This window comes from Nocardioides sp., from assembly GCF_047607185.1.
Classification (GTDB): Bacteria; Actinomycetota; Actinomycetes; order Propionibacteriales; family Nocardioidaceae; genus Nocardioides.
On record NZ_JASGDQ010000066.1, the window covers coordinates 31,645 to 56,459 of the forward strand.

Annotated in this window: 18 protein-coding genes; 1 reads left to right on the top strand and 17 read right to left on the bottom strand. The window is 71.6% G+C overall.

Features of this window, described 5'->3' with window-relative positions; genetic code table 11:
• Window positions 1-39: 39 nt before the first annotated feature.
• Together QM595_RS07545 and QM595_RS07550 are read right to left on the bottom strand one after the other, a co-directional pair.
• Window positions 40-3,201 carry a UvrD-helicase domain-containing protein gene (locus tag QM595_RS07545; RefSeq protein WP_415170924.1) on the bottom strand — a complete coding sequence of 1,054 codons (3,162 nt, stop codon included), beginning with the start codon at window positions 3,199-3,201 and terminating at the stop codon, window positions 40-42.
• Window positions 3,198-6,386 (bottom strand): ATP-dependent helicase, encoded by a 3,189-nt coding sequence (locus QM595_RS07550; RefSeq protein ID WP_415170925.1) that lies wholly within the window; start codon window positions 6,384-6,386, stop codon window positions 3,198-3,200. Before QM595_RS07550 ends, QM595_RS07545 begins: the two co-directional genes overlap by 4 nt.
• 96 nt (window positions 6,387-6,482) lie before the next feature.
• On the opposite strand from QM595_RS07550, the gene QM595_RS07555 reads away from it, so the two are divergent.
• Complete coding sequence (locus tag QM595_RS07555; protein WP_415170926.1) at window positions 6,483-7,643, top strand: CaiB/BaiF CoA transferase family protein; 1,161 nt, start codon at window positions 6,483-6,485, stop codon at window positions 7,641-7,643.
• Here the strand turns inward: QM595_RS07555 and QM595_RS07560 are convergent, their stop codons facing one another.
• The 15 genes from QM595_RS07560 to QM595_RS07630 form a co-directional block, all read right to left on the bottom strand.
• A complete protein-coding gene (locus tag QM595_RS07560; RefSeq protein WP_415170927.1) occupies window positions 7,644-8,042 on the bottom strand; it encodes a PIN domain-containing protein in 399 nt (132 codons plus the stop codon).
• The gene (gene vapB / locus QM595_RS07565; RefSeq protein ID WP_415170928.1) at window positions 8,030-8,290 is read right to left on the bottom strand and encodes a type II toxin-antitoxin system VapB family antitoxin; all 261 of its coding nucleotides are present in this window, start codon (window positions 8,288-8,290) and stop codon (window positions 8,030-8,032) included. The genes QM595_RS07560 and vapB overlap by 13 nt, the downstream gene beginning before the upstream one ends.
• 56 nt (window positions 8,291-8,346) lie before the next feature.
• Window positions 8,347-9,465: a ring-opening amidohydrolase gene (locus tag QM595_RS07570; protein WP_415170929.1), complete on the bottom strand. Its 1,119-nt coding sequence runs from the start codon at window positions 9,463-9,465 to the stop codon at window positions 8,347-8,349.
• A gap of 21 nt (window positions 9,466-9,486) precedes the next feature.
• Window positions 9,487-10,419: a carbamate kinase gene (locus tag QM595_RS07575; protein WP_415170930.1), complete on the bottom strand. Its 933-nt coding sequence runs from the start codon at window positions 10,417-10,419 to the stop codon at window positions 9,487-9,489.
• A gap of 191 nt (window positions 10,420-10,610) precedes the next feature.
• Window positions 10,611-11,756 (bottom strand): WD40/YVTN/BNR-like repeat-containing protein, encoded by a 1,146-nt coding sequence (locus tag QM595_RS07580; protein WP_415170931.1) that lies wholly within the window; start codon window positions 11,754-11,756, stop codon window positions 10,611-10,613.
• A gap of 110 nt (window positions 11,757-11,866) precedes the next feature.
• Window positions 11,867-12,274, bottom strand: a complete 408-nt coding sequence (locus QM595_RS07585) for a cupin domain-containing protein (protein WP_415170932.1) — start codon at window positions 12,272-12,274, stop codon at window positions 11,867-11,869.
• Window positions 12,264-14,228: a hydantoinase B/oxoprolinase family protein gene (locus QM595_RS07590; protein WP_415170933.1), complete on the bottom strand. Its 1,965-nt coding sequence runs from the start codon at window positions 14,226-14,228 to the stop codon at window positions 12,264-12,266. The genes QM595_RS07585 and QM595_RS07590 overlap by 11 nt, the downstream gene beginning before the upstream one ends.
• A complete protein-coding gene (locus tag QM595_RS07595; protein ID WP_415170934.1) occupies window positions 14,225-16,297 on the bottom strand; it encodes a hydantoinase/oxoprolinase family protein in 2,073 nt (690 codons plus the stop codon). The genes QM595_RS07590 and QM595_RS07595 overlap by 4 nt, the downstream gene beginning before the upstream one ends.
• 80 nt (window positions 16,298-16,377) lie before the next feature.
• Window positions 16,378-17,061 (bottom strand): lysophospholipid acyltransferase family protein, encoded by a 684-nt coding sequence (locus tag QM595_RS07600; RefSeq protein ID WP_415170935.1) that lies wholly within the window; start codon window positions 17,059-17,061, stop codon window positions 16,378-16,380.
• 435 nt (window positions 17,062-17,496) lie between these two features.
• Window positions 17,497-18,900, bottom strand: a complete 1,404-nt coding sequence (locus QM595_RS07605; protein ID WP_415170936.1) for an amidase — start codon at window positions 18,898-18,900, stop codon at window positions 17,497-17,499.
• Window positions 18,897-19,577 carry an SRPBCC family protein gene (locus QM595_RS07610; RefSeq protein WP_415170937.1) on the bottom strand — a complete coding sequence of 227 codons (681 nt, stop codon included), beginning with the start codon at window positions 19,575-19,577 and terminating at the stop codon, window positions 18,897-18,899. The genes QM595_RS07605 and QM595_RS07610 overlap by 4 nt, the downstream gene beginning before the upstream one ends.
• Window positions 19,574-21,958 (bottom strand): aerobic carbon-monoxide dehydrogenase large subunit, encoded by a 2,385-nt coding sequence (gene cutA / locus QM595_RS07615; protein WP_415170938.1) that lies wholly within the window; start codon window positions 21,956-21,958, stop codon window positions 19,574-19,576. The genes QM595_RS07610 and cutA overlap by 4 nt, the downstream gene beginning before the upstream one ends.
• The gene (locus QM595_RS07620) at window positions 21,955-22,482 is read right to left on the bottom strand and encodes a (2Fe-2S)-binding protein (RefSeq protein ID WP_415170939.1); all 528 of its coding nucleotides are present in this window, start codon (window positions 22,480-22,482) and stop codon (window positions 21,955-21,957) included. Before QM595_RS07620 ends, cutA begins: the two co-directional genes overlap by 4 nt.
• Before the next feature lie 13 nt (window positions 22,483-22,495).
• Window positions 22,496-23,314 (bottom strand): FAD binding domain-containing protein, encoded by an 819-nt coding sequence (locus QM595_RS07625; protein WP_415170940.1) that lies wholly within the window; start codon window positions 23,312-23,314, stop codon window positions 22,496-22,498.
• Window positions 23,311-24,672 carry a uracil-xanthine permease family protein gene (locus QM595_RS07630; protein WP_415170941.1) on the bottom strand — a complete coding sequence of 454 codons (1,362 nt, stop codon included), beginning with the start codon at window positions 24,670-24,672 and terminating at the stop codon, window positions 23,311-23,313. Before QM595_RS07630 ends, QM595_RS07625 begins: the two co-directional genes overlap by 4 nt.
• Window positions 24,673-24,815 lie beyond the last annotated feature (143 nt).

Sequence of the window (24,815 nt, forward strand, 5' to 3'; positions counted from 1 at the left end):
GGTGCCGGACGGTCAACACGGAATCCGTGATGGGTCGGCTCAACCGACGCTGATGATCCTCTCCAGCTCGGTGCGGTCGGGAAGGTCGGCCGGCTCGACGAGGGTGTCGGTGCGGACGTAGTAGAACGCGGCACGGACGGACTCCGGCGGGTCGCCGGTGAGCTCGGCCCAAGCGAGCCGGTAGAGGGCGAGCTGGAGCGGGTCGGCGGTCTGGGACCGGCTGGTCTTCCAGTCGACCAGCAGCCACCCGGGGCTGCCGTCCGGCCTAGTCTCGGCGTAGACCGCGTCGATGCGACCGCGCACCACCTGGCCGGCGAGCACCAGCGCGAAGGGCGCCTCCACCCGGGAGGGGGCGCGGTCGGCGAACTCGCCTCGCTCGAATGACTCGACGACGGCCGCCAGGTCGGCGTCGTCCTCGATGTCGCTGTCGCCGCGACCCGGCAACTCGTCGGGGTCGAAGAGGTCCTGCTGTCCGAAGCGGGTCTCCACCCAGGCGTGGAAGCGGGTGCCGAACCTGGCCGCGGCCGAGGGCTGCCGGGGCATCGGCCGGACCAGGTCGTGGGCGAACGTCTCCGGGTCCTCTCGCAACCGGGCGAGTGCCGTGGCCGAGAGCGCGCTCGGCAGCGGCACCTCCACCTCGACGGCGCGTTGCCGGGCCAGCTCGTCGAGGAGTCGCGCCAGCTCGGTGTCCCACACCTGGGTGAGCTCGTCGGCGTAGCCGTCGTCGACCGCGTCGCGGACCAGCCGGGCCGCCTCGACGCGACGCTCCACCTCCAGGGTGCGGTGGCTGATCGGCCAGGGGTGCTCGACCACCCGGCCGGCGTAGGGGTTGGTCTCCTCCGAGCCCCGCTCCCACCGCTGCGCCCACCGCTCGGGCTCGGCGCCCCAGCCGGCCATCGCGGCGCGGGTGGTCTCGAGGTAGTCGGACGGACCGAATCCTCGCGACGGCTGGTTGGGGCCGAACCGCCACGACGAGACCACCAGCTCGTGACGCGCCCGGGTCCAGGCGACATAGGCGAGCCGGAGCTCCTCGTCCGCCTGGTGGGCGCGGCGGCGCTCGACCCAGTCCTTGAACTCGTCCTTGCCGTACGACGTCAGGCGGGGCAGGTCGTGGGCATCACCGCGCAGCGGCTGGGGCAGCACCTGCGGCGAGGTCAGGTGGCCGCTGCGCAACGTGCCATTGGGGAACTGGTCCACGTTGACGCCCGGGAGGAACACCACGTCCCACTCCAGCCCCTTGGACCGGTGGATGGTGAGCAGCTTGACCGACTCGGCGTCGCTCGGCGTCGTCATGTCGAGGCCCTGGCCGGCGTCGTTCTCCGCTTCCAGCCAGGCGAGCAGCGCCGGCAGCGTGATCTGGCCGTCGAAGCCGCGAAACTCGGCGACCGCCTGCAGGAACAGGTCGAGGTTGTCGCGGCGGGCGCGAGCGCTCTCGCTGACTGCCGAGGAGAGCTCGACGTCGATGCCGATGGTCTCGACGATGCGGCGTACCAGGTCGAGGACCGGCTCACCCGCCGCGGCCCGGAGTCGGCGCAGCTCGGCCGTCAGCGCCGCGAACCGCTGCCTCGCCTCGGCGGAGTAGGGCAGGTCGCCGGGGTCCTCCAGAGCGTCGCAGAGCGCGTTGACCTCGGCCGGGTCGACGGTCTCGACCGCGGCGGCCAGCTGCCCGTGCACGTCCGGGCGCCGCTGCTGCCCGCGGCCGCCGAGCTCGCGGGCGCGACGACCGAGCAGCGCCTGGTCGCGCAGCCCGATCGCCCAGCGGGGACCGTTGAGGAGGGTCAGCACGGCGGCGTTGTCGGTCACGTCTCGCAGCAGGCTCAGGGTCGCCAGCACCTCCGCGATCTCGGGGAGCCGGAGCAGCCCGCTCAGGCCGACGATCTCCACCGGGATCTCGGCGGCGGTGAGCCGGTCGTAGACGTCGGCGCCGTGGGCGTTGGTGCGGACCAGCACGCCGATCTCCTGCCACGGCGTGCCCCGGTCGTGGGTGGCGCGGACCTGGTCGGCGAGGTGGTCGAGCTCGTCGTCGTAGGTCTCGAAGACGGCGACGCGGACCTCGCCCGGGTCGGCATCCTCCTTGGGCCGCAGCGGGAGGGTGCCGGTGGCCTGGTAGAGCGGTGAGGCAAGCAGGTTGGCGGTCTCGAGGATGCGTCGGTCGGAGCGCCGATTGAAGGTCAGGTTGAGAGTGGTGGGCAGGCGGTCGTCGGCGGGCGGGAAGTCACGGTGGAAGCCGAGGATGTTGGAAACCGAGGCGCCGCGCCAGCCGTAGATGGCCTGGTTGGGGTCGCCCACGGCCATCACCGGATGACCGCCTGTGAAGAGTGCGCGCAGCATCCGGGCCTGGGCGACGGAGGTGTCCTGGTATTCGTCGAGCAGCACGACCCGGAATCGCTCCCGCTCTGCCTCGCCGACCGCGGGGTGCTCCTCGGCCAGCCGGGCGGTGAGCGCGATCTGGTCGGAGAAGTCGATGAGGCCGAGGTGGCGCTTGCGGGCGCGATAGGCCTCGACCAGCCCGACCAGCTCCAGTCGGCGGGTGATCGCGCTGATCGCCTTGTCGTAGTCGGCCTTCCAGCCCTTGGCGTCGGTGGCGCGGAGCTGGTCGAGCGCGTCGAGGTCCCAGGCACGCAGCTGCTCGGGGCTGACGAGGTGCTCGGCGAGATCGCCGTCGAGGGCGAGCAGGTTGCCGATGACGGTGTCGGGGTGGTCGGTGAGGGCGTGGACCGGCTGCTCGTAGCGGGAGACGACCTGGGCGGCGAGCTGGAAGCGGGCGGCGTCGGCGATGAGCCGGGCGTCGGGCTCGTGACCGATGCGCAGACCGTGCTCGCTCAGCAGGTTGGCGGCATAGGAGTGGTACGTCGCGATGGTGGGCTCCTCGACGTCGTCGGCGATGCCAGTGCCGGTGTCGGGGCTGGCGCCGAGCAGGCCGGCGCGGCGCAGGGCGGCGCGGACGCGCTGCTGCAGCTCGCCGGTGGCCTTGGTCGTGAAGGTCAGTCCGAGGATCTGGTCGGGGGTGACGATGCCGTTGGCGACCAGCCAGACCACCCGGCCGGACATGACCGCCGTCTTGCCGGAGCCGGCGCCGGCGATGATCACGGCCGGCCGGGTGGGGTCGGCGGTCACCGCGGCCCACTGCTCGGCGCTATAGGTCCAGGTCTCGCCGAGCAGGTCGCGCAGCTGCTCGGGGGTGTGGATCCGCGGGCTCACGAGAGCACGCTCCCCGGTGACCAGGCGGGGCAGACCGGCTTGAACGAGCAGAACCGGCAGGTCTGGTCGTCGGGACGCGCCACGAAGGTCTCCCCGCGCACCGCCCGGACCGCGTCGCCGAGTTGCTCCACCACGGCGAGCGGCGCGTCGTCGGTGGCGGGTGCCTGGGCCTGCACCTTCGGCAGGCCGCCGGAGCCCATCCGGAGCTGGATCAGCTCGGCGCCCCCGGAGCCGGCCTCGCCCGCCCACTCCTTCGCCGCGCCGTGGTCGACGGCCAGCTGGTAGAGCCCCAGCTGCGGGTTGAGGTGGAGATCCTTGTCGCGCGGGGCGTACTTCCCGGTCTTGAGGTCGACCACCACCACCTTGCCGTCCGCGTCGAGCTCGAGTCGGTCGGCGAAGCCGTAGAGCCGCACCCGCTGCCCGTCGGGCAGGTCGACCTCGACGTCGAGGTTGGCCTCCTGCTGGACGACGAGGCGGGCCTCGGCGCGACGGTGCCAGTTGAGGAAGCGCTCCAGCACGGCGCGGACGTCGTCACGACCGCGCTGGGCCGCCCAGGGGGTACGCCACTCCATCCGGTCCCACACCTCGTCGACGAGCTCCATCAGGTCCGCGACGCTCGCCTCGCCGAGCTCGCCGGAGGCGACCCGCTCGGCGAGGGCATGGACGATGGTGCCGAAGCCCTGGCTGCTGGTGCTGGGTCGCTCGCCGCCGGCCTCCCGCTCCAGGAACCACTTCACGGGGCACTCCAGGATGCTCTGCAGCGCGCTCGCCGACATCCGCACCGGCTCCTCGGCGGGCCGGATGGGCTCGATCGCCACCGACGAGGCGTGCAGACCCCACCACGTCGCCGGGTCCGCGGCCGGCACCACCGACGCCAGCCGTCGCAGTCGCAGCGCGGCCGCGTTGCGGCGCTGCGCCGGCTGCGCCGGGTCGGCGACCACGCGCCGCAGCTCGGCGACCAGACCGGGCAGCGAGAGCGAGCGAGCGGGGCGGCCGACCCGATGGCGTGCTGCCAAGGCATCCTCGTCCGCGGTCGGGTCGAGCTCGTCGAGAAATCGCGACGGCTGCTCGCCGTCCTCCTCCGCGCTGCGCACGGCGGTGACGATCAGCCGCTCGCGGGCTCGGGTGACCGCGACGTAGAAGAGTCGGCGCTCCTCGGCCAGCATCGCCGCTCTGCCGAGCGGTGGCAGCAGCTCGCCCCGGCCGCCTGGCGGGATCCGGTCGGGACCCAGCAGCGAGCCACGACGACGCAGGTCGGGCCAGCTGCCCTCCTGGACATGGGCGACGACCACCAGCCGCCACTCCAGCCCCTTGGCCCGGTGGGCAGTCAGCAGCCGCACCGCCTCGCCGCGCACCCCCTTCTCGGCAAGAGTGTCGGCCGGGATCTGCTGGGCCTCGAGCTGCTTGCGAAAGGTCTGCGGGCTGGTCTTGGCTCGCTGCTCCTCGGCCTTCGCGGCGGCCTCGAAGAGGGCGACGATCGCGTCGAGGTCACGGTGGGCGAGCCGGGCCGCCGGGCCGCCGGACTCGGCGGCGGTGCGGAGCCGGTCGGGCCAGCCGCTCCCGCTCCAGAGGCCCCACAGCACCTCCTCGGCACTGGCGCCCGCCGCGATCGCCTCGCGAGCGGCCGCCACCAGCCGGGCCAGCCGGGCGGCCCGCCGGGCCGGCTCGCCCTCGACGTGCGCCAGGGCGTCGGGGTCGAGGAGGGCGGTGCGAAGCAGGTCACGACTGCGCGCTTCGGGGTGGACGCCGCGCAGATGCCGGATCAGTGCGCGGACGTCGGTGACGTCGAGGCCGCCGAGCGGCGAGGTGAGCAGCTCCCGCGCTCGGTCGCCGGTGACATAGTCGAGGTGATCGCCGCTCTCGATCTCGGCGTCGACGGCCACCGAGAGCGCGTCGAGCAGCACCCGGACCGCGGGCTCCTGGGCCAAGGGCGTCTCGTCGGCGGCGATCTCGACGGGCACGCCGGCCGCCATCAGGGAGCGACGCAGCGCCGGGATCGAGTTGCGTCCCGAGCGCACCAGCACCGCCATCTCGCCCCAGCCGAGACCGCCCTCGAGGTGGCCGCGGCGGAGCAGGTCGGCGATGTGCTCGACCTCGGCTCGTGGCGTGTCGAAGGTCAGCACTCCGACCTCGCCGTCCGGGGTGCCGGCGGCGACCTCCGGCGTGCGGAAGGCGTCGTAGGCGTCGGCGGGGATCGCCCCGGTCAGCGGGATGCCGCGAGCGACCCGCCGGGACGCGGCGAGCAGGGCGTGGCCGAACCGCCGGGTGGTGCCGAGGGCGAGGACCGGGGCGGGGTCGCCAGCCGCCGTTCGGAACTGTGTCGGGAAGTCGAGGATGCCGCGCAGGTCGGCACCGCGGAAGCCGTAGATCGACTGGTCGGGGTCGCCGACCACGACCAGGTCGCGACCGTCGCCGGCGAGGGCTTGCAGCAGCGCCACCTGGGCCGGGTCGGTGTCTTGGTATTCGTCGACGAGGACGCAGGAGTAGGCAGCCCGGAGCTCGTCGCGATGGCGCTCGGCCTCGATGACCGCCCGGGCCACCAGATCGGCGTAGTCGATCGCGGCCTGGTCGCCGAGCACGTCCAGATATTGCGCGAGGAAGTGACCGGCCGCCTCCAGCTCGGGGGCCCGCTCGCGGCGGCCCAGCTCCACGAGCTGGTCGGGGTCGAGGCCACGCTCCCGCGCTCGGGCCAGCACCCCGGCGACCTCGCGGGCGAAGCCGCGGGTGCCGACGGCGGCCCGCAGCCGCTCCGGCCAGCGCACCGACTCGGGCGCATCGGTGAGCAGCTCGGCGAGCACCACGTCCTGCTCGGCGGCGCTGAGCAGCTTCAACGGTGCGGCGTAGAGCTCGGCGGGCGCATAGCGACGCACCAGTCCGTAGGCGAAGGAGTGGAAGGTCATCGACGGGCTGGCGCCGGTGGTGCGGCCGAGCCGGGCGGTGACCCGGTCGCGCAGCTGCTCGGCGGCCTTGCGGGAGAACGTCAGCGCCAGCACCGAGTCGGGGCGGGCGCCGCGCCGCTCGATCCGGTCGACGATCGCCTCGACCATGGTGGTCGTCTTGCCGGTGCCGGGCCCGGCCAGCACCAGCAGCGGCCCGCCCGCGTGGTCGACGACCCGCTGCTGGTGCTCGTCGAGCACCGGCGGCACGGGCGGCGCGGCGGGCGGAAGGAGACGGTAGGTCGGCATGTCAGGGACACTCCATCATGCGGCGCCGACAGTTCCGCCAGTTGTGGTCAGGTCTCGCCATATGCCGCCCTATCCCATGCTGAGAGGCTGGCAGACATGTCCGGACCCTTGACTGACCTGCTCGTGCTCGACCTGACCCGTGCTCTGGCGGGGCCCCACGCGGCGATGACGCTGGGCGACCTCGGCGCCCGGGTCATCAAGATCGAGCCACCCGCCGGCGACGACACCCGGTCGTGGGGGCCGCCGTTCGTCACGGGCACAGCCGACCAGGACGACAGCGTCTCGACGTACTTCCTCTCCGCCAACCGCAACAAGGAGTCGATCGTCCTCGACCTCAAGGCCGAGGCGGACAAGCAGCTGCTGGAGCGGATGATCGAGCGCGCCGACGTGCTGATGGAGAACTACCGCACCGGCGTGCTGGACCGGCTCGGCTTCCCGGTCTCCCGGCTGCACGAGCTCAACCCGCGACTGGTGGTCCTCTCGATCACCGGCTTCGGTCACGACGGACCCGAGGCGACCCGAGCCGGCTACGACCAGATCGCGCAGGGCGAGGGCGGCCTGATGTCGCTGACCGGCGTCTCCGCGCCGACCAAGGTGGGGGTGCCGATCGGCGACCTGGTGGCCGGCATGAACGGCACCATCGGTGTGCTCGCCGCGCTCCACGAACGGGCGCTGACCGGCGTCGGCCGCGTCGTACGCACCTCGCTGCTGGCCGGCATGGTCGGCATCCACGCGTTCCAGGGCACCCGCTGGACGGTGGCCGGCGAGGTGCCGGGGCTGGCCGGCGACCACCACCCGTCGATCGCGCCCTACGGCATGTTCGCCACGGCCACCGCGCCGATCCAGATCGCCTGCGGCTCGGAGTCGCTGTGGCGAGCCCTGTGTACGGCGCTCGGCTGGTCGCCCGACGAGGACGGCTTCGCCACCAACCCCGAGCGGGTGGCCCGTCGCAGCCAGCTCATCGAGCGGCTCGAGACGCTCTTCGCGACCGCCGACGCCGAGCACTGGCTGGCGCTGCTGGCCGACGCAGGGGTGCCGGCCGGCAAGGTGCGCTCGCTCGACGACGTCTACACCTGGGAGCAGACCCGCTCCCAGGGGCTGGTGGTCTCGGTGGACCACGCCACGCTCGGCGAGATCGAGCTGCCCGGCTCACCGCTGCGCTTCGACGACAACGCCTTCAGCGGCGGCCGCGAGACCCACGCCGCTCCCCCGCTGCTCGGCCAGCACACCGACGCGATCCGCGCCGAGTTCGGCTGATCACCAGACCTCGAGGGTCAGTCCCTCGACCCGCTCGAACTCGCGCCGGTTGCGGGTCACCAGCGGCACGCCGAGCGCCAGCGCGTGACCGGCGATGAGGGTGTCGTAGCGCCCGATGGGCGTGCCGGCGGCCGTCAGCTCGGCCCGCACCCGGGCGGCGCTGATCGCGGCACGCTCGTCGAACGGCTCGGCCGGGACCAGGTCGGCATAGCCGGTGAGGAGCTGCTGCTCACGACGACGACGCGGGGATCGCAGCACTCCGAATGCGAGCTCCATGAGCGTGATCGTCGAGATGCGTGGCTCCGGCTCCTCGTTGAACCGCCGGTCGATCTCCGGGAAGCGACCGCGCATGACCTCGATGGAGATGTCGGTGTCGAGCAGTGCGCTCACTCCCACCACCAGGCACGCTCCTCCTGATCACGGACGCCTTCATCGCGATCCGCGAGGAAGTCGTCGCCGACGCCGCCTAACTCCTCCCGGAGCTTGAAGAACCTCTCCCAGCTGATATCGACGCGGACGGGCCGGATGATCCGGCTATCGCCCTCGACGGTGATCTCGACCTCGGTGACGTCGTCGGGGAACGCGACAGCCTTGGGCAGCCGGACGGCCTGCGTGGTGTTGCTCAGGAAGAGCTTGGTGGTGACCATCGGCAACCTCCTCTCGTATATACAGTACGTATATACGAGAGGGCCGACAACCGGCGTCAGCCCAGGTCGACGATGGCGGCCACCGGGCCGCCGCCGTCGGGGCCCTGGTGAGCGGCGCTGACGGAGACGAAGACGGCCGGGTCGCCGGTGACGGACGCGGTGACGCCGCCGACGGCGGCCTTGATCTGGCGGTGCCAGTGCACGTCGGAGTCGTCAAGCATCGCGTTGCGGCGGCCGCGGACGTGGCCGTCCTGGGAGGCCTCGCACTTGAGGAAGACGTTGACCAGCCGGCCGTCGATGTCCGAGGTGTGCGGCCGCTCGGGCAGGTCGAGCCCGGCGGAGCGGATCGCCTCCCAGATGCCGTCGGCGTCCAGGGCGTCCCTCATCACGGAGTGGCCGATCCGGTAGCGGCCGCCCACGCCGGGGGCGTTGCCGACCACGACCACCTGGGCGCGGTCGAGCTCGACGCCGGAGGAGCAGGAGGCCACCGAGGAGTAGAGGGTGCGGTCCTTCATGATCTGCTCGTCGGTGGGCATCTCGATCTCGCCGAGGGCGACCGCGATGCCCAGCGCCGTACCACCGTTGGAGACGTCCATCGAGTGCAGCGTGTCCTCGGTGAAGACCGTCTTGCCGCGCTTGTGGGCATCCGAGATCGTGGACAGCGTGAGCAGCGGGGTCTTGGTCTGCACGTAGTGCACCTCCGCGGGGTCGGTGATGCCGGCCCGCTCCATCGCGACCTTCACCGCGGCGGCGACCTTCTCGACCATGGCGACCCGGCCGATGTCCTCGGGCAGCAACTCCTCGCTCATGGCGTAGCCGACGGTGAGCCGCAGCTCGTCGGACGGCGCATGCTCCGGATCCGGGTCGACGGTGGCGAAGATGGTCGCATGGGGGCTGATGACGCCGTCGGTGCCGCCCGACCACACGATCGGCACCTCCTTGACCGCCTCGGGGTCGGCGCCACGGGAGACCAGCGCCTCGCGGAACGCTCGGTCGGCGAGGATGCGGGTGTAGTCGTTGACGCCACCGTTCCCCTCGGTCTTGCCCACGACGGCGATCACCCGGGAGGCCTCGAAGACGCCGTCGTCGAGGAGCTTGACGAGCTCGGAGGCGTCGGAGACGTTGTGGAGCGGGACCTTGCGAACCTCGATAGCTGGAACACGCGGGGAGGGCATCAGTGGGATCCTTTCGGGTTTTCAGGCGGTGACGAGGGTGCCGGCATCGCCGGCGAGGGCGGGAACGATGTCATCGAGCGAGCAGATGGCGGCGCGACCGCCGGTGCGGTCGACGAAGCGGAGCGCGGCCTCGACCTTGGGGGCCATCGAGCCGGTGCCGAACTCGCCGGCCTCGGCGAAGCCGCGCAGCTCGGCCACCGTGGTCCGGGTGAGGGCGCGCTCGGCGGAGGTGCCGTAGCCGAGCAGGACGTGGCGGACGTCGGTCGCGATGAGGAGTACGTCGGCCTCGACCGCCTGTGCCAGCAGGGCCGCGCCGAGATCCTTGTCGATGACCGCCTCGACGCCGTGCAGCAGGCCGTCGGCGTCGGCCACCACTGGCACGCCGCCGCCGCCGTTGGCGACCACGACGCAGTCAGTGTCCACCATGGCGCGGATCGCCGGGGCGTCGACGATCTCGACCGGCTCGGGGCTGGCCACGACGCGGCGCCAGCCCTTCGCCCCGAAGTCGCGCCACACCTCGCCGTGGTCGATGAGCAGCTGTGCCTCGGCCAGCGGCAGGTAGCGGCCGATCGGCTTGTTGGGCTCGGTCAGGCCGGGGTCGTCGGATCGCACCAGCGCGCGGGTGACCAGCACCGTCACCGGGCGGGGGGCACCGCGGTCGGCCAGCGCCTTCTCCAGCGCATTGGCGAGGATGACGCCGATGGTGGCCTGGGTCTGCGCGACACACCAGTCCAGTGGGACCGGCGGCACGACCGCGGCGGCGAGCTCGTTCTTGACCAGCAGGTTGCCGACCTGCGGGCCGTTGCCGTGGGTCAGCACGACCTGATGGCCGGCCGCGATCAACTCCGCGATGCCACCGGCAGCGGTGGTGACCGCGGCGATCTGGTCCTCGGGTCGGGCACGACCCTCGGCGCTGGTCAGCGCATTGCCGCCGAGCGCGCAGAGCACTTTCATCGGGCCACTCCCATGGCACGAACCTATTTCAGCGCGGCCCGACTCCCCAGCCCAATATCGGCCAACGGATCGTCGTTTCACTGGCAGGTGTTGCTAGGGAATCCTCAACGATCCGGACCACCGTGCCACGAGTCCACCGGCACGGGCGGCTGTTCTGAATGGGGATCAGCACCCATTCGATGGGTGCAGGCCTACCTCAGGCGCAGTCGCTCCAGGGTGGCACCGGCCCGCGGGGCAGCCCAGCAGGTGGTGCCCGCGCACGAGACCTGACCCAGCTCGAGCTGGTCGATCGGGAGCCAGGTGCGGCCCCTATCGGTGGTGACCGCGGTCCCGCCGAAGCCGACCGCGACCGCGGTCTTCGGGCGGCCGGGCACCCACGACACGTCGAGCATGTATCCCGGAGTCGTCCCGCCGACCGACCACCGGGAGCGGACAGCGGACCATGACGGCCCCGGCGTCGTGAAGATGTCGTCGCCGTCGACACCGCCGACGGCCAGCACGTGCTTGCCGCGCGCAGCGACCGTCTGCACGAAGCCCATCCCGCCGGCGGCGGGCGGCAGCTCGACGGGAGCACGCCAGTGCCTGCCCCACTTTGAGCCGGAGATCAGGTAGTTGTAGTTGGCGTTCGTCCGGTACGTCGTCGGGTCGACGGTGTAGCGCTGAAGGACGATGCCGACGCTGCCGCCCTGCTGCACGAAGCAGCCCGAGAGCCCCGTGTGGTCCAGGCGAGTGGTCGGGAACTCGCTCGGCGATGCCGCGGCGGCGACCGGTGCCCAGCGCTTGCCGGCGCCCTTCGTGACCCAGAGGTGAAGCTGGCTCGGCGAGGTGTAGGGGACGGCGGACACCTGCTTCCCCACAACGAAGCCCCGCTTGCCGTCGGGCGCCATCGCGAGGCAGGAGAGCTGGTAGTCCGGGCCGGGCGGCGTCAGCACGGGCCGCCAGGTCCTGCCGCCGTTGCCCGTGCGGAGGAGCCGTTGGGTGGAGGTGGCGGGGAACGTGGTGGGCGCCGTGATCGCATAGGCGACCTTCTTGCTCACGCCGGCGACGTACGTGACGTAGTCGGCCGGATCGGTGACCTGCGTGCGCCGCCACGACCGGCCGGCGTTGGTCGTGCGCAGGATCCCACCCTGCCAGTCGGCCACCCAGACCACTCGCGCGCTGACCGTCGAGACGTCCCGGGGGATGCTGCCGACCGGAAGCGCGACCTGCTGCCAGGCCTTGACCTTCAGCTTGGCCGAGGCCGGCGTCACGGCCTCGGCCGGGGCAGTGCCACTCGTCACGGCGACGGCTGTCCACAGTGCCACGGCCGCGCCGATCACCACGTTCTTGGCTCGCATCGGGCCAAGCATATGCCCAGGCTATGAATGGGGATCAGCCCGGAGACGCGGGTCTCGCCCGAGTTCGCGGCCGGGCTGATCACGCCCTGACTCGCGGCCCGGCGAGAGCCTCAGCCGAGCTCGAAGTCGGCGAAGTCGAAGCCGGGGCTGACCAGGCAACTCACCAGCGCCTCCGCCTCACCAGGGAGGGTGCGCTGCCAGACGCCGGCCGGGACGAGCGCCTGCGGGTGCTGGCCGGCGGCGACATCGACGCCCACGGTGACGACCTCGCCCTCGACCGGAGCATCGCCATCGCCGCCGTACTGCAACGAGACGGTGCCGGTATGGGCGAGCCAGGTCTCGTCGGAGGCGACCTTGTGCCAGGCGCTCGAGGCGCCGGCGGGGAGCAGGAAGTAGATGAGCGTCGCGGTCGGGCGCACCCGGCCGTCGGGAAGGGTCACCGTCTGCGGGGACGTCCAGGTCAGCCGGTAGAGGCCGCCCTCGGGGTGCGGCGTCAGGCCCAGTGTCTCAGTCAGCACGCCCCGGATTCTCCCGCACATCGACCTCCGCGTACGACGCCCCGGCGGCGAGCCGCGCGTAGCCGGGGCCGCGGTCGAAGAAGGCCGGGCTGGCCGGACCCGATGCTCGCGCTGCGCGCTCACGCTGGGTGGCCGCTTCGTCGAAGCCCAGGTCGTCGCCTTCGCCGGTGAGAACGACGCCGTAGTCGGCCAGCGCCGACTCGGCGGACACCTTGCGCCAGATGACGTCGCGGACGACCAGGGCCGGGTCGCGCTCGAGCGGGTCGCCCCAGCCGCCACCGCCGGTGGTGCGGATCCGGATCACTTCGCCGGCCCGCACCGGCTCGGCGTCGGCCAGGGCGTCGACCTCGCGCTGGTGTGGGCCGCCGGGGTCGATGGTGATCTGGAACGGCTTGCCGGCGAGCCCTCCGTTGACGCCCCAGCAGGCCAGGATGGAGCGGTCGGCGATGGACATGAAGTGGGCGTCCTTGAGCATCCGGATGTGCTTCTCGTAGCCCAGTCCGCCGCGGTGCTTGCCGGCTCCCCCGCTGTCGACGGCGAGGGTGAGCGACTCGACCCGGAACGGGAAGCGCGCCTCGGTGAACTCGGTCGGCAGGTTGCGGCTGTCGGGGACGACGTGGATGGTGTCCTCGCCGTCGCCGTGCGGCCGACCGCCGGAGCCGCCGCCGAGCACCTCGCGCATCAGGTAGGGGTTGCCGTCGCGGTCCTCGCCGTAGACGCCGGTGTAGCGGATCGTCTCCTGGTCGGCCGGCATCCGGCCGTCGACGGATTTGGCCAGCACACCTGCGAACACTCCCAGCAGCCGCAGGATGACGAAGGTGCGGGCGTTGGTCGGCGCCGGGAAGACCGGCGTGAGCAGCGTGCCCGGCTCGGGGAAGCGCATCTCGACGAGCGGCACGATGCCCTCGTTGACGTCGAGCTCGGCCATCCGCTCCGGGGTGTCGGCGAGGTTGCGCAGGATCGGCGCCAGCCACTTCTTGAGGAAGACGCCGTCGCTGTAGTCACCGCAGTGGTTGATCGGGCCCTTGGCCTGTGGGCCGGTGCCGTCGAAGTCGAGGATGATCCGCTCGCCCTCGGGGTCGTCGGCGGCCGTACGGGTCAGCGTGATCCGCTGGGTGTGCAGCTTCGGCTCCTCGACGCCGTCGTGCTCGGCGTAATCCTCCCAGGCCCAGCTGCCGACCGGGATCTTCGCCAGGATCTCGCGGCGGTAGGTCTCGGTGGTGCGGCTGATGATCGCGTCGAACGCCGACTCGACCGCCTCGACGCCGTACCGCTCGAAGAGCTCGCCGAGCCGCCGCGCGCCCATCAGGCAGGCAGAGCACTCGGCGTCGAGGTCGGCGGCCAGGGACTCGGGCATCCGCGAGTTGCGGGTCATGATCGCCAGCGCGCCGCGGTTGGGGACGCCCTCGCTCCAGAGCTTGATGGGCGGCACCATCAGGCCCTCCTCGAAGACGCTGGTCGCGGTGCTGGGCATCGAGCCCGGCACCGCGCCGCCGATGTCGTCGTGGTGGCCGAAGGCCTGGACGAAGGCGACCACACGCCCGCCCGCGCTGTCCCCATGGTTCGCTCCGCTGCGCTTCGCGAACACCGGCACGGTGACGCACAGGTCGGGCAGGTGGCCGATGCCGCCCTCGGAGCGGTAGACGTCGTTGTGGAAGAAGACGTCGCCCGGCTTCATCTCCTCGATCGGGAAGTCGCGGGCGACCGGGTGGACCAGGGCGGAGTAGGAGCGACCGGTGAGCTTGCGCAGCAGCCGGTCGTGGATGCCGGCGCGGAAGTCGTGGGCGTCGCGGATCATCGGGCTCCGGCTGGTGCGCGCGATGGCCGTCTCGACCTCCTGCTCGACGCTGGCCAGACTGCCCTGGACGATCTCGACGAGCACCGGGTCGGCGCTCCTCCCCTCGTCGGCCGTCAGGTGGCCGAACGGGAACTGAGTGGGGGCCCTGCGGCTCATGAGTCCTTCCTCACGATCAGGTTGAGGTAGTCGTCGACCTCCGCCACGAAGCCGGGGTGGACCGGCACCGTGGAGCCGAACTCCTCGACGATGGCTGGGCCGGAGATCCGTACGCCGGGCACCAGGTCGGGCCGCCACCAGACCGGCGTCTCCAGGTAGCCGTCGGCGGCGTCGAAGCAGACCTCTCGACTCGAGCGGGGCTCCGGCTCGCCGGGCTCGCCGTCGTACCGGCGGATCTCGGGTCGCTTGATCGGACCGATCCCGGAGACCCGGAGGTTGACCCACTCCACCTGCTGGCCCTGGGACGCTGCGTCGGTGCCGTCGAAGCTGTATCCGTAGGTCGTCTTGTGCTCGGCATGGAACCGGGCCGCCACCGTGGCGAGCGTCTCCTCGGTGATCGGGCCGTCGGGGACCGGCACCCGGACCTCGAAGGCCTGGCCGAAGTAGCGCAGGTCGGCGGTGCGGACGAACTGGTGCTGCTCGGCGGCGAAGCCCTCGTCGGTGAGCGCCTTCGCCGCCTGCGCCGTCAGGTCGTCGTAGACCTTGCCGACATCGCTCGCCTGAAGCCTCGCCGCGAGGCAGACGTGGGTCTGCACGTAGTCGTTCTTGACGTCGACGGTGAGCAGCCCGAAGGCGGAGACGTTGCCGGGGTTGGGCGGCACCAGGACGGTGGGGATGCCGAGCACGTCCATCAGCCGGCAGAGCAGCAGGCTGCCGGACCCGCCGAAGGTGACCAGGGTGAAGTCGCGGACGTCGAGGCCGCGCTTGACGGTGACCTGGCGCAGCGCGTTGGCCTGGTTCCAGGCGCTGATCTCGAGCACGCCGACGGCGGCCTGCGCAGGGGTCATGCCGAGGCTCTCGGCGAGAGTGTCGAGGCCCGCGCGGGCGGCGTCGACGTCGAGCGGGATCTCGCCGCCGAGCAGGTGCGGGGGGATCCGGCCGAGCACGACGTGGGCGTCGGTGATGGTGAACTCGGTGCCGCCGGTGCCGTAGCACAGCGGGCCGGGCGCGGCGCCGGCCGACTGCGGGCCGACCTTGAGGGTGCCCTCCGGGCTCAGCCAGGCGATAGAGCCACCGCCGGCGCCGACGGTGACCACGTCGATCATCGGGATCTTCGACGGGTACGCGCCGACGCTGCCCTCGGTCGTCAGGGTGGGCTCGCCGTCGATGACGACGGAGACGTCGGTGGAGGTGCCGCCGCCGTCGCTGGTCAGCACCCGGTCGAAGCCGGCGACCTTGGCGATCAGCGCGGCGCCGAGGGCGCCGGCGGCCGGACCGGAGAGGACGGTGGTGATCGGCTGGTTGACCACCTCGTCGGCGCTGAGCACGCCGCCGTTGGACTTCATGACGTAGAACGGCGGGCTGGCGAACTCCGCGAGCCGGGTCTTGATGTTGCCGACGTAGGCCTTGAGCTTGGGTTTCACGGCCGCGTCGACCAGGGTGGTCATGGAGCGCTCGTACTCGCGGTACTCCCGCAGCACCTCGCTCGAGATGGAGACGACCGCGTCGGGGTGCTCCTCGGCGAGGATCTCCCGCATCCGCTCCTCGTGGGCGGAGTTGGCGTAGGAGTGCAGGAAGCTGACGCCGAGGGTGTTGACGCCCTTGTCCTTGAACCAGCGAGCGACGCTCCGCGCGCCCGTCTCGTCGAACGGCCTGACCTCGTTGCCCTCGAAGTCGAAGCGGCCCTCGACCCCCTTGACCAGGTCGCGCGGCACGATCCGGTCGGGCTTGACCCAGAAGTAGGAGTTGCCGTAGCCGTCGGGCACCGACTGCCGGGCGATCTCCAGCATCGCCTCGTAGCCGGTGTTGGTGATGAAGCCGAGCCGGTCGACCTTCCCCTCCAGCAGCTGGTTGGTCGCCACCGTGGTGCCGTGGGAGACCGCCGCGATCTGGCTGCCGTCACGCAGCCCCAGCAGGCCCAGACCCTTGGCCACGCCGGCCAGGAAGCCCTCGGCCGGATCGTGGGGAGTGCTCGGGGTCTTGGTGGTGACCACCCGGCCCGTCTCCTCGTCGAAGGCGACGACGTCGGTGAAGGTGCCGCCGGTGTCGATGCCGATGCGCACACTCATGGCTCCAGTCTCGCCGGGCGTCACGACGTACGGCGATAGCAGGTTCTGCCGACCAAACCGGGTCTCGTTGTCAGAAGTCGTCAGGCGTCGGCGGACCGGCCCTCAAGAGACGGCGGAGCGTAGATCCCGGCCTCCTCCTGGCCGGAGAGCCGCTGGATCGCCGTCATGATCTCGTCGGTGAGCAGCCGCCGGGCCTTGCCGGTCGGCAGGTCGTCGTACCGGGTGCCGGGGTCGATGGGCTCGCCGAACCTGACCCGCACCTTGACCACGCGCGGGAGACTGGCTCCGATCGGCTGAATCCGCTCGGTGCCCCACAGGCCGACCGGCACCACCGGCACGCCGGCGGTCAGCGCCAGGTGGGCGACGCCGGTCCGGCCGCGATAGAGCCGGCCGTCACGGCTGCGGGTGCCTTCGGGGTAGATGCCGAAGGCCTCGCCGTCGGCCAGCACGCGCAGCGCCACGTCGAGGCTCTCCAGCGCCGACCTGGTGTCCTCGCGGTCGACGGGGAGCATCCCCATCGTCTCGAACCAGCTGCGCTGCAGCGCGCCCTTGATGCCGGTGCCGGTGAAGTAGTCGGACTTCGCCAGGAAGACGACCCGGCGCGGGACGACGGTGGGGATGACCACGGAGTCGACGAAGCTGAGGTGGTTGCTGGCCAGGATCACCCCGCCCTGCCTGGGCACGTTCTCCAGGCCGCTGACGTCCGGGCGCCATACCGCCTTCAGCAATGGCGGAAGGACACGGTGCATCACCTCGTAGAGCACGGCCTGATCCTGACGGTTACCGGCCGGTCGTGCGAATCGGCGCGCGGGAAATAGGTGAAGGGCCCTCGGCAGTATGAGTGCCAAGGGCCCTTCGGGTTGATCGGTGCCGGTGACGCTTCCGATCGACATCTCCTCGACTCCGGCCCCAACGGCTTCGTCACCCAGCCGCCGTCACCTTCGTCAGTCTTGCGACGTCCTCCGGTGAGATGGACCCTCGTCTCCGAGCTGTCCCGCTCTCCCTTGCGGGAGTGCGTAAGTAAGTTCTACGCCCGCCGATCCACCCGGCTCAAGACCCTTCCGAGACATTCTTCTGGTTCCACAATTCGTCGGCGTGTCCTCCACCGTTCACGGTCTGTTATCCACCGAAACGATCGTTTCTCCACCGCTATCGGGGTCGACTGTGAACAACCGGTCTAGACCAGTCGAGGCGCGGGCTCACCAGCCGCGGGCGGCCTCGAAGGCGGCACCGATCTCCAGCAGCCGGCGGTCGGCGCCGTGGGGGGCGACGAGCTGGACGCCGACCGGCAAGCCGGCGGCAGTGTGACCGGCCGGGATGGCGAGGGCCGGGCAGCCGGTGACGGTGATGAAGTAGGCCGACCGCATCCAGTCGAGGTAGGTGTCCATCGGCCGGCCGTTGATGGCGGTCGGGAACTCCTGGTCGGCCGGGAACGGCGGCACCTGGGAGACCGGCAGCGCGAGCAGGTCGTAGGTCTGGAAGAACGTCCGCATGGTCTCGCCCAGCGCGGTGCGCTGGGCATAGGCGCGGGCGACGTCGGCGCCGGTCAGCGACTCGCCGGCGCGGATGTTCGCGGCCAGCGAGGGCTTGAACGAGTCCGGGTGCTGGGCCAGCAGAGGGCCGAACTTCGCCCAGAAGTGCCAGGCGCGCAGCGCTCTGAAGGTGTCGTCCGCCGGGGACAGGTCGGGCCAGTCGGAGAAGACAGCGGCTCCGGCGCCGGCGATGACGCGGCCGGCCTCCTCCACGACGGCCGCCACCTCGGCGTCGACCTCGAAGGCGCCGCCCAGGTCGAGCGACCAGGCGACCCGCAGTCTGGCCAGCGCGCCGACCCCCGACTCGCTCAACGGCGGCGCGAAGGCGGCACCTGGATCGCCGAGCGCCAGCGGCGCTCGCGGGTCCGGGCCGGCGATCACCGACAGCAGCAGCGCCAGGTCGCCGATGTCGCGAGCCATCGGGCCGCCGGTCGAGGTGGTCTCCCACTGGTTGTAGAGCGGCCACTCCGGCACCCGGCCGAACGAGGGCCGCAGCCCGACCACGCCGCAGAAGGACGCCGGATTGCGCAGCGAGCCGCCCATGTCAGAGCCCTCGGCGAGCGGCACCATCCCCGACCGCAGCGCGGCCGCCGCTCCCCCGCTGGAGCCCCCGGCGCTCCTGGTCGGGTCGACCGGGTTGAGCGTCGTACCGAAGATCGTGTTGAAGGTGTGCGACCCGGCCGCGAACTCCGGCACATTGGTCTTCCCGATCGTCACCACGCCGGCGCGACGAATCCGCTCGACGATCAGCTCGTCGGTCGCGGGGACGTAGCCGGCGTAGAGCGGCGAGCCGTACGTCGTGCGCCAGCCGGCCACGGCGTGGGTGTCCTTGAAGGCGAACGGCAGGCCGTGCAGCGGCCCGACCGGCTGGCCGGAGGCGAGGTGCTGGTCCGCCGCGGCGGCGCCCGCCCGGGCCCGGTCGGCGTCGAGCGAGACGATCGCGTTGAGGGTCGGGTTGCGCTCGGCTATCCGGTCGAGGTGGAGCTCCAGCAGCTCGCGGGCGGAGATCGCGCGGGAGCGTACGGCGGCGGCCTGGTCGCGCGCCGGGGAGTCGACCGTCAGGTCGCTCATCGTCGGCCGAGCAGCCGGCCGGCGGCCATGCCGAGCAGCACCAGCCCGGCGCCGATGGCGATGCCCTCGTAGAACGCCTGCCGAGTCGGCACGAGTGCAGGCCCGGAGTCACGCACATAGGTCGCGCGGGCGGGCTGGCCCGGCACTTGTGCCGACTCGGCACCTCCTGGAGCCAGCACTTCTGCCGACTCGGCGCTTTCTGGACCTGCACTTCTGCCGACTCGCGGAGTTGCGATGGCCTCCCCCACCGCCGCGAAGAACTGGCCGGCCATCTTCTTGGAGACCGAGGAGAGCATCCGCTGGCCGACGCCGCCGACCATCCCGCCGACGATGGCGTCCGCGTCGTAGGAGATGGACGTCCCGCCCTCGACCTCGGCGAAGGACACCGACACGGTCGCGTCGACCGTGCCCGGCGCGCCGGCGCCGGAGAGCCTCATCCGCAGCGACTTGCCCGGGACCAGGTCGGAGAGCGTCGCGGTGCCGTCGTAGGTCCCCTTGATGGCCGCGACGCCGGCGGTGACCGTCATGGCGTAGGAGGTCTCCGCCCCCGGAGTCGAGCTCAGCGTCTCCAGCCGGGAGCAGCCGGGGATGGTCTGCACCAGCACGGCCGGGTCGAGGATGGCGTCCCAGACCGCGTCGACGGGCTGGGCGACGGTGACGGCACCGGAGATGTTCACGAGTGTGCCTTTCGGAGTTCGTAGAGCTCGGCGGGCGAGATCGGCATGGCGGTGAGCGGGAAGCCCTCGGCGTCGGAGATGGCCGAGGCGAAGACGGCGGCGGCCGGGATGACGCCGGCCTCGCCGGCGCCCTTGATCCCCAGCGGGTTGAGCGGCGAGGGCGTCTCGAGGTGGTCGATCGCGATGCCGTCGGGGACCTCGGTCACATAGGGCATCAGAAAGTCCATGAAGGAGGCGTTGAGCAGCTGCCCCGAGGAGTCGTAGGCCATCCGCTCGTAGAGCGCGCCGCCGATGCCCTGGGCCACGCCGCCGTGGATCTGACCCTCCACGATCATCGGGTTGATCAGGCGGCCGCAGTCGTGCACCACGGCGTACTTCACCACCCGGATCTCACAGGTCTCGGGGTCGGTCTCGACGATGACGGCGTGCATCCCGGAGGCGAAGGTGGACCGCTCGGGCGAGTAGAAGTCCTGTCCCTCCAGGCCGGGCTCGTCGTCCTCGGCCACCGGCGGCTTGCCGGGGTCGCCGACGGTAAACTGGGTGGCCGCCTTGGAGGCCTCGTCGAAGGCGTAGCGCAGCGGGTTGGAGAGCACCGCGACGGTGCCCAGGTCGATCGAGGCGTCTGTACCACGGACGCGTACGACGCCGTCGACGATCTCCAGGTCGTCCTCGGCCGCCTCCAACGCGTCGGCGGCGATCCGCAGCGCCTTCTCCTTGGCGCGCTTGGCGGCCAGGTGGATCGCCGAGCCGGACATCACCGCTGCCCGGGAGGCGAAGGTGCCCACGGCGTACGGCATCCGGCGGGTGTCGCCGGTGACCACCTCGACGTCCTCGAACTTGCAGCCGAGCTCGTCAGCGACCAGCTGCGCGAAGACGGTGGCGTGGCCCTGGCCCTGGGTGGTCAGGCCGGTCGCCACCTTGACCTTGCCGGAGGTCTCGATGTGGACGTGGGCGCCCTCGTAGGGGCCGACGCCGGTGCCCTCGACGTAGCAGGCCAGTCCGATGCCGAGCCGGCGTCCCTGCGCGGCAGCCGCCGCCTTCATCGCGGGAAACTCCTCCCAGCCGACCAGCGCCTTGATCTTCGCCAGCATCGCCGGGTAGTCGCCGGAGTCGTATTCCAGCTCGCGGCCGTCCTGGAAGATCATCCGCTGGTCGTAGGGGAACTCGTCGGGCTGGATGAAGTTGACCGCCCTGACCTCGGTGCGGTCCTTGCCGAGGTAGGCGGCGATGGCGTCCATGGTCCGCTCCATGGCGTAGCAGCCCTGCGGCCGGCCCGCGCCACGATAGGGGGTGACCATGACGGTGTTGGTGTAGAGCGACTCGAAGACGACCCGGTAGACGCCCGGCTTGTAGGGCCCGAGCAGCTGGGTCGAGGTGATGATCGGGACGATCAGTCCGTACGGCGTGTAGGCGCCGTTGTCGTGCCAGAACGTCACGTCGAGGGCGAGCAGCCGGCCGTCGTCGTCGAAGCCGACCTCGATGTGCTGCAGCTGGCCGCGCTCGTGCGCGGAGGAGATGAAGTGCTCGCGGCGGTCCTCGGTGAACTTCACGGTGCGGCCGAGCAGCCGGGCCGCCAGCGGCACCAGCAGCTCCTCGGGCCAGGGGTGGTTGATCTTCACCCCGAAGCCGCCGCCGACATCGGGGGTGATCACGTCGACATGGCGCAGGTCGAGCCCCAGCTTGGCCGCCACCGCGGCGCGTACGCCGGTCGAGGTCTGCGTCGAGGTCCACACCGTGAGCCGGCCCAGGTCGGGGTCCCAGCGCGCCACCGTGCCGCGGCCCTCCAGCGGGGTGCAGGCCGAGCGCTCGATGGTCAGGTCGAGGGTGAGCCGGTGCGGCGCCTGCGCCATCCGGGCCTCGAGCTCGCCCTCGGCGCCGGTGTTCTGCTCCAGCCGGGCCGCGACATTGCCGGGCACGTCCTCGTGCACCAGGTGCTCGGCGCGCCGTGCCGCCTCGACGCCCACCACCGGCGGCAGGAACTCATAGCTCACCTTGATCCGCGCCACCGCGTCCTCGGCCAGGTAGCGGTCCTCCGCCACCACGAACGCGATCGCCTCGCCGACGTAGTTGACCTCGTCCTTGGCCAGCGCGTACTGGGTGCGGCCGTGGGTCAGGCTCGGGTGCGGGATGAGCAGCGGCAGCGGCTCGGCCATGAGGCCTTCGAGGTCGTCGTAGGTCCACACCGCATGGACGCCGTCGATCTCCAGCACCTCGGAGACGTCGATGTCGACGATCCGGGCGTGGGCGTGCGGCGAGCGCAGCACCGCCGCGTGCAGGGTGCTCGGCGAGACCGCCACGTCGTCGACGTACCGGCCCTGGCCGCGCAGGAACCGCTGGTCCTCGACCCGCTGGACGCCTCGCCCCATCAGCTTGGTGGTCACGGCGACACCTCCGCGGCGCGCTCTCCGCCCAATTGAGCGGCGCGCTCTCCACCCAATTGAGCGGCGCGCTCGACGGCCTTGACGATGTTCTGGTAGCCGGTACAGCGGCACAGGTTGCCGGCGATCATCTCGCGGGCCTCCTCGTGGGTCGGGGCGGGGTTGTCGCGCAGCCCGGCGGTGATGGTGGTGAGGAAACCCGGGGTGCAGAAGCCGCACTGCAGGCCGTGGCACTCGGCGAACGCCTGCTGCACCGGACCCAGCGAGCCGTCCTCGTTGCCGAGGCCCTCGACGGTGGTGATCTCGGCCCCCTGGGCGCTGACCGCGAAGACCAGGCAGGAGCGCACCGGGCGGCCGTCGAGCAGCACCGTACAGGCGCCGCAGACGCCGTGCTCGCAGCCGACGTGGGTGCCGGTCAGGCCGAGGTCGTGGCGCAGCGCGTCGGAGAGCAGTCGGCGCGCGGGCACGTCGAGGTCGTAGGAGACGCCGTTGACGCTCAGGGCGAAGGAGTGGGTCTCCTCACTCATGCGCGTGCCTTTCTCATGCGCGTGCCTTTCTGGCTTCGGAGACCACGCGCCGGGTCAGCACCTCGACGAGGTGGGCGCGGTAGTCGGCGGTGGCGTGGATGTCCTCGACCGGGTCGAGGTGCCTCAGTGCGACCGCGCCGAGCTCGTCGTCCGGGACGCCGGTCAGGTCGACCACGGTGGGCACCTCGGAGCAGGAGACGTACGACGCGGTGACGGTGCCGTCGGGAGCCACCAGGGCGGCCACGCCGGCCATGGCGTAGTCGCCGTGCCGGCGGGCGATCTCGTCGTAGGCCACCCCGGCGCCGGCGGGGAGGGCCGGGAAGGTGACGGCCAGCGCCAGCTCGTCGTGGTCGAGCGTGGTCTCCAGCGGGCCGATGAAGAGGTCGGCCGCCGGGATCACCCGGGTCCCCCGTGCGGAGCCGGCGGTCAGCGAGCCGCCGAGCAGCGCCAGCACGGCCGGCAGCTCCGCCGAGGGGTCGGCATGGGCGATCGAGCCGACGCAGGTGCCGCGGTTGCGGATGGTCGCATGGGCGACATGGGAGAGCGCCAGCGCCAGCAGCGGCTGGGCCTCTCGTGCCGCCGGCGAGGCGAGCAGGTCGGCATGGCGCACCAGCGCACCGACCCGCACGCCCTCGTCGGTGATCTCGATGGCGTCCAGCCCCCGGATGCCGTTGATGTCGACCAGCGCGGAGGGTGCCGCGAGCCGCATCGACAGCAGCGGCACCAGCGACTGACCGCCGGCGAGAACCTTCGCGCCGGGGTCAGCCGCCAGCGCCTCCCAGGCCTCGGCTGGCGTGGTGGGCCGGTGATAGCGGAACGCCGCTGGCTTCACAGGACCTTTGACACCTGCCCCTGCTCGACACCTCGGCCGCGGTCGACCAGGTGGTAGTAGACGAGGACCAGGAGGGTGCCGAGGGCGATGCCGGAGAGCGAGAAGTCGTCGGTGATCGTCAGCGTGACGCCGCCGATGCCGGCGATGATGCCGGCGGCCAGGCCGACCATGTTGACGGGCTTGCCGAAGTCGACGCCGTTCTCCACCCAGATCTTGGCTCCCACCAGTCCGATCATGCCGTAGAGCACAACCGTGATGCCGCCCAGGACGCCGCCGGGGGTGGCGTTGACGATGGCGCCGAACTTCGGGCAGAGCCCGAGCAGGATCGCCACGACGGCGGCCACGTAGTAGGCGGCCGTGGAGTAGACCTTGGTCGCGCTCATGACACCGATGTTCTCGGCGTACGTCGTGGTCGGGCTGCCGCCGAAGAGGCTGGCCAGCGCGGTCGCGGCGCCGTCGGCGCCGATGGCCCGGCCCAGATAGGGGTCGAGGTTGTCGCCGGTCATCTCGGCGACGGCCTTGACGTGGCCGGTGTTCTCGGCGATGAGGGCGATCACGCCGGGCAGCACCAGCAGGATGAAGGTCAGGCTGAAGCTCGGGCCGTGCACCACGCTGACGCCGTCGGCCAGCTTGCCGCTCGGGAAGCCGATCCAGTCGGCGGCCTCGACGCCCGCCCAGCTGACCCGGTCGTGCGCCACGGCATCGGGGCCGGTGGGCAGCACCGAGGTGATCTGGCCGAAGAGGACGTCGCAGATCCAGGACAGCAGGTAGCCGAAGATCAGCGCCAGGAAGACCGCGATGCGGCTCCAGAAGCCGGGCATCAGCACAGCCGCGGCCACCATGAAGGCCGAGGTCAGCAGGGCGACCCACTGGTCCTGCGGCCAGTAGGTGGCGGCGACCACCGGCGCCAGGTTGAAGCCGATGAGCATGACGACCGCGCCGGTGACGGCCGGCGGCAGCAGCCTGTGCAGGAAGCCGGTGCCGGCGAGGTGGACCAGCACGCCGACGATCGCGAGCACGATGCCGGCGACGAGGATCGCCCCGGTGACGTCGGCGGAATCACCGCCCTGCGATCGGATCGCGGCGACACCGGCCACGAACGAGGCGCTGGTGCCCAGATAGCTGGGCACCTTGTTCTGGCAGACGAGCAGGAACAGGATCGTGCAGACGCCCGAGAAGAAGATGGCCAGGTTGGCGTCCAGGCCCATGATCAGCGGGAAGACGAAGGTCGCGCCGAACATGGCGACGACGTGCTGGGCGCCCAGGCCCACTGTCTTGCCCCAGCTGAGCCGCTCGCCCGGTCCGACCGGCTCACCGGGGGCCGGGTCGACTTCCTTCCATGTGAACAACGACGACATTTCGCCGCACCCTTCGTCGGTGCCTCGCTCAGTCGAGGCGGGATTCGTTCAACGTAGTGACGAAGATCATCGGGTCTCGACGGCGACACATGCCGAAGGAAGGCCCGTAGTGGTGGCATCAGTTGTGAGGTCTCGCGCTGGGT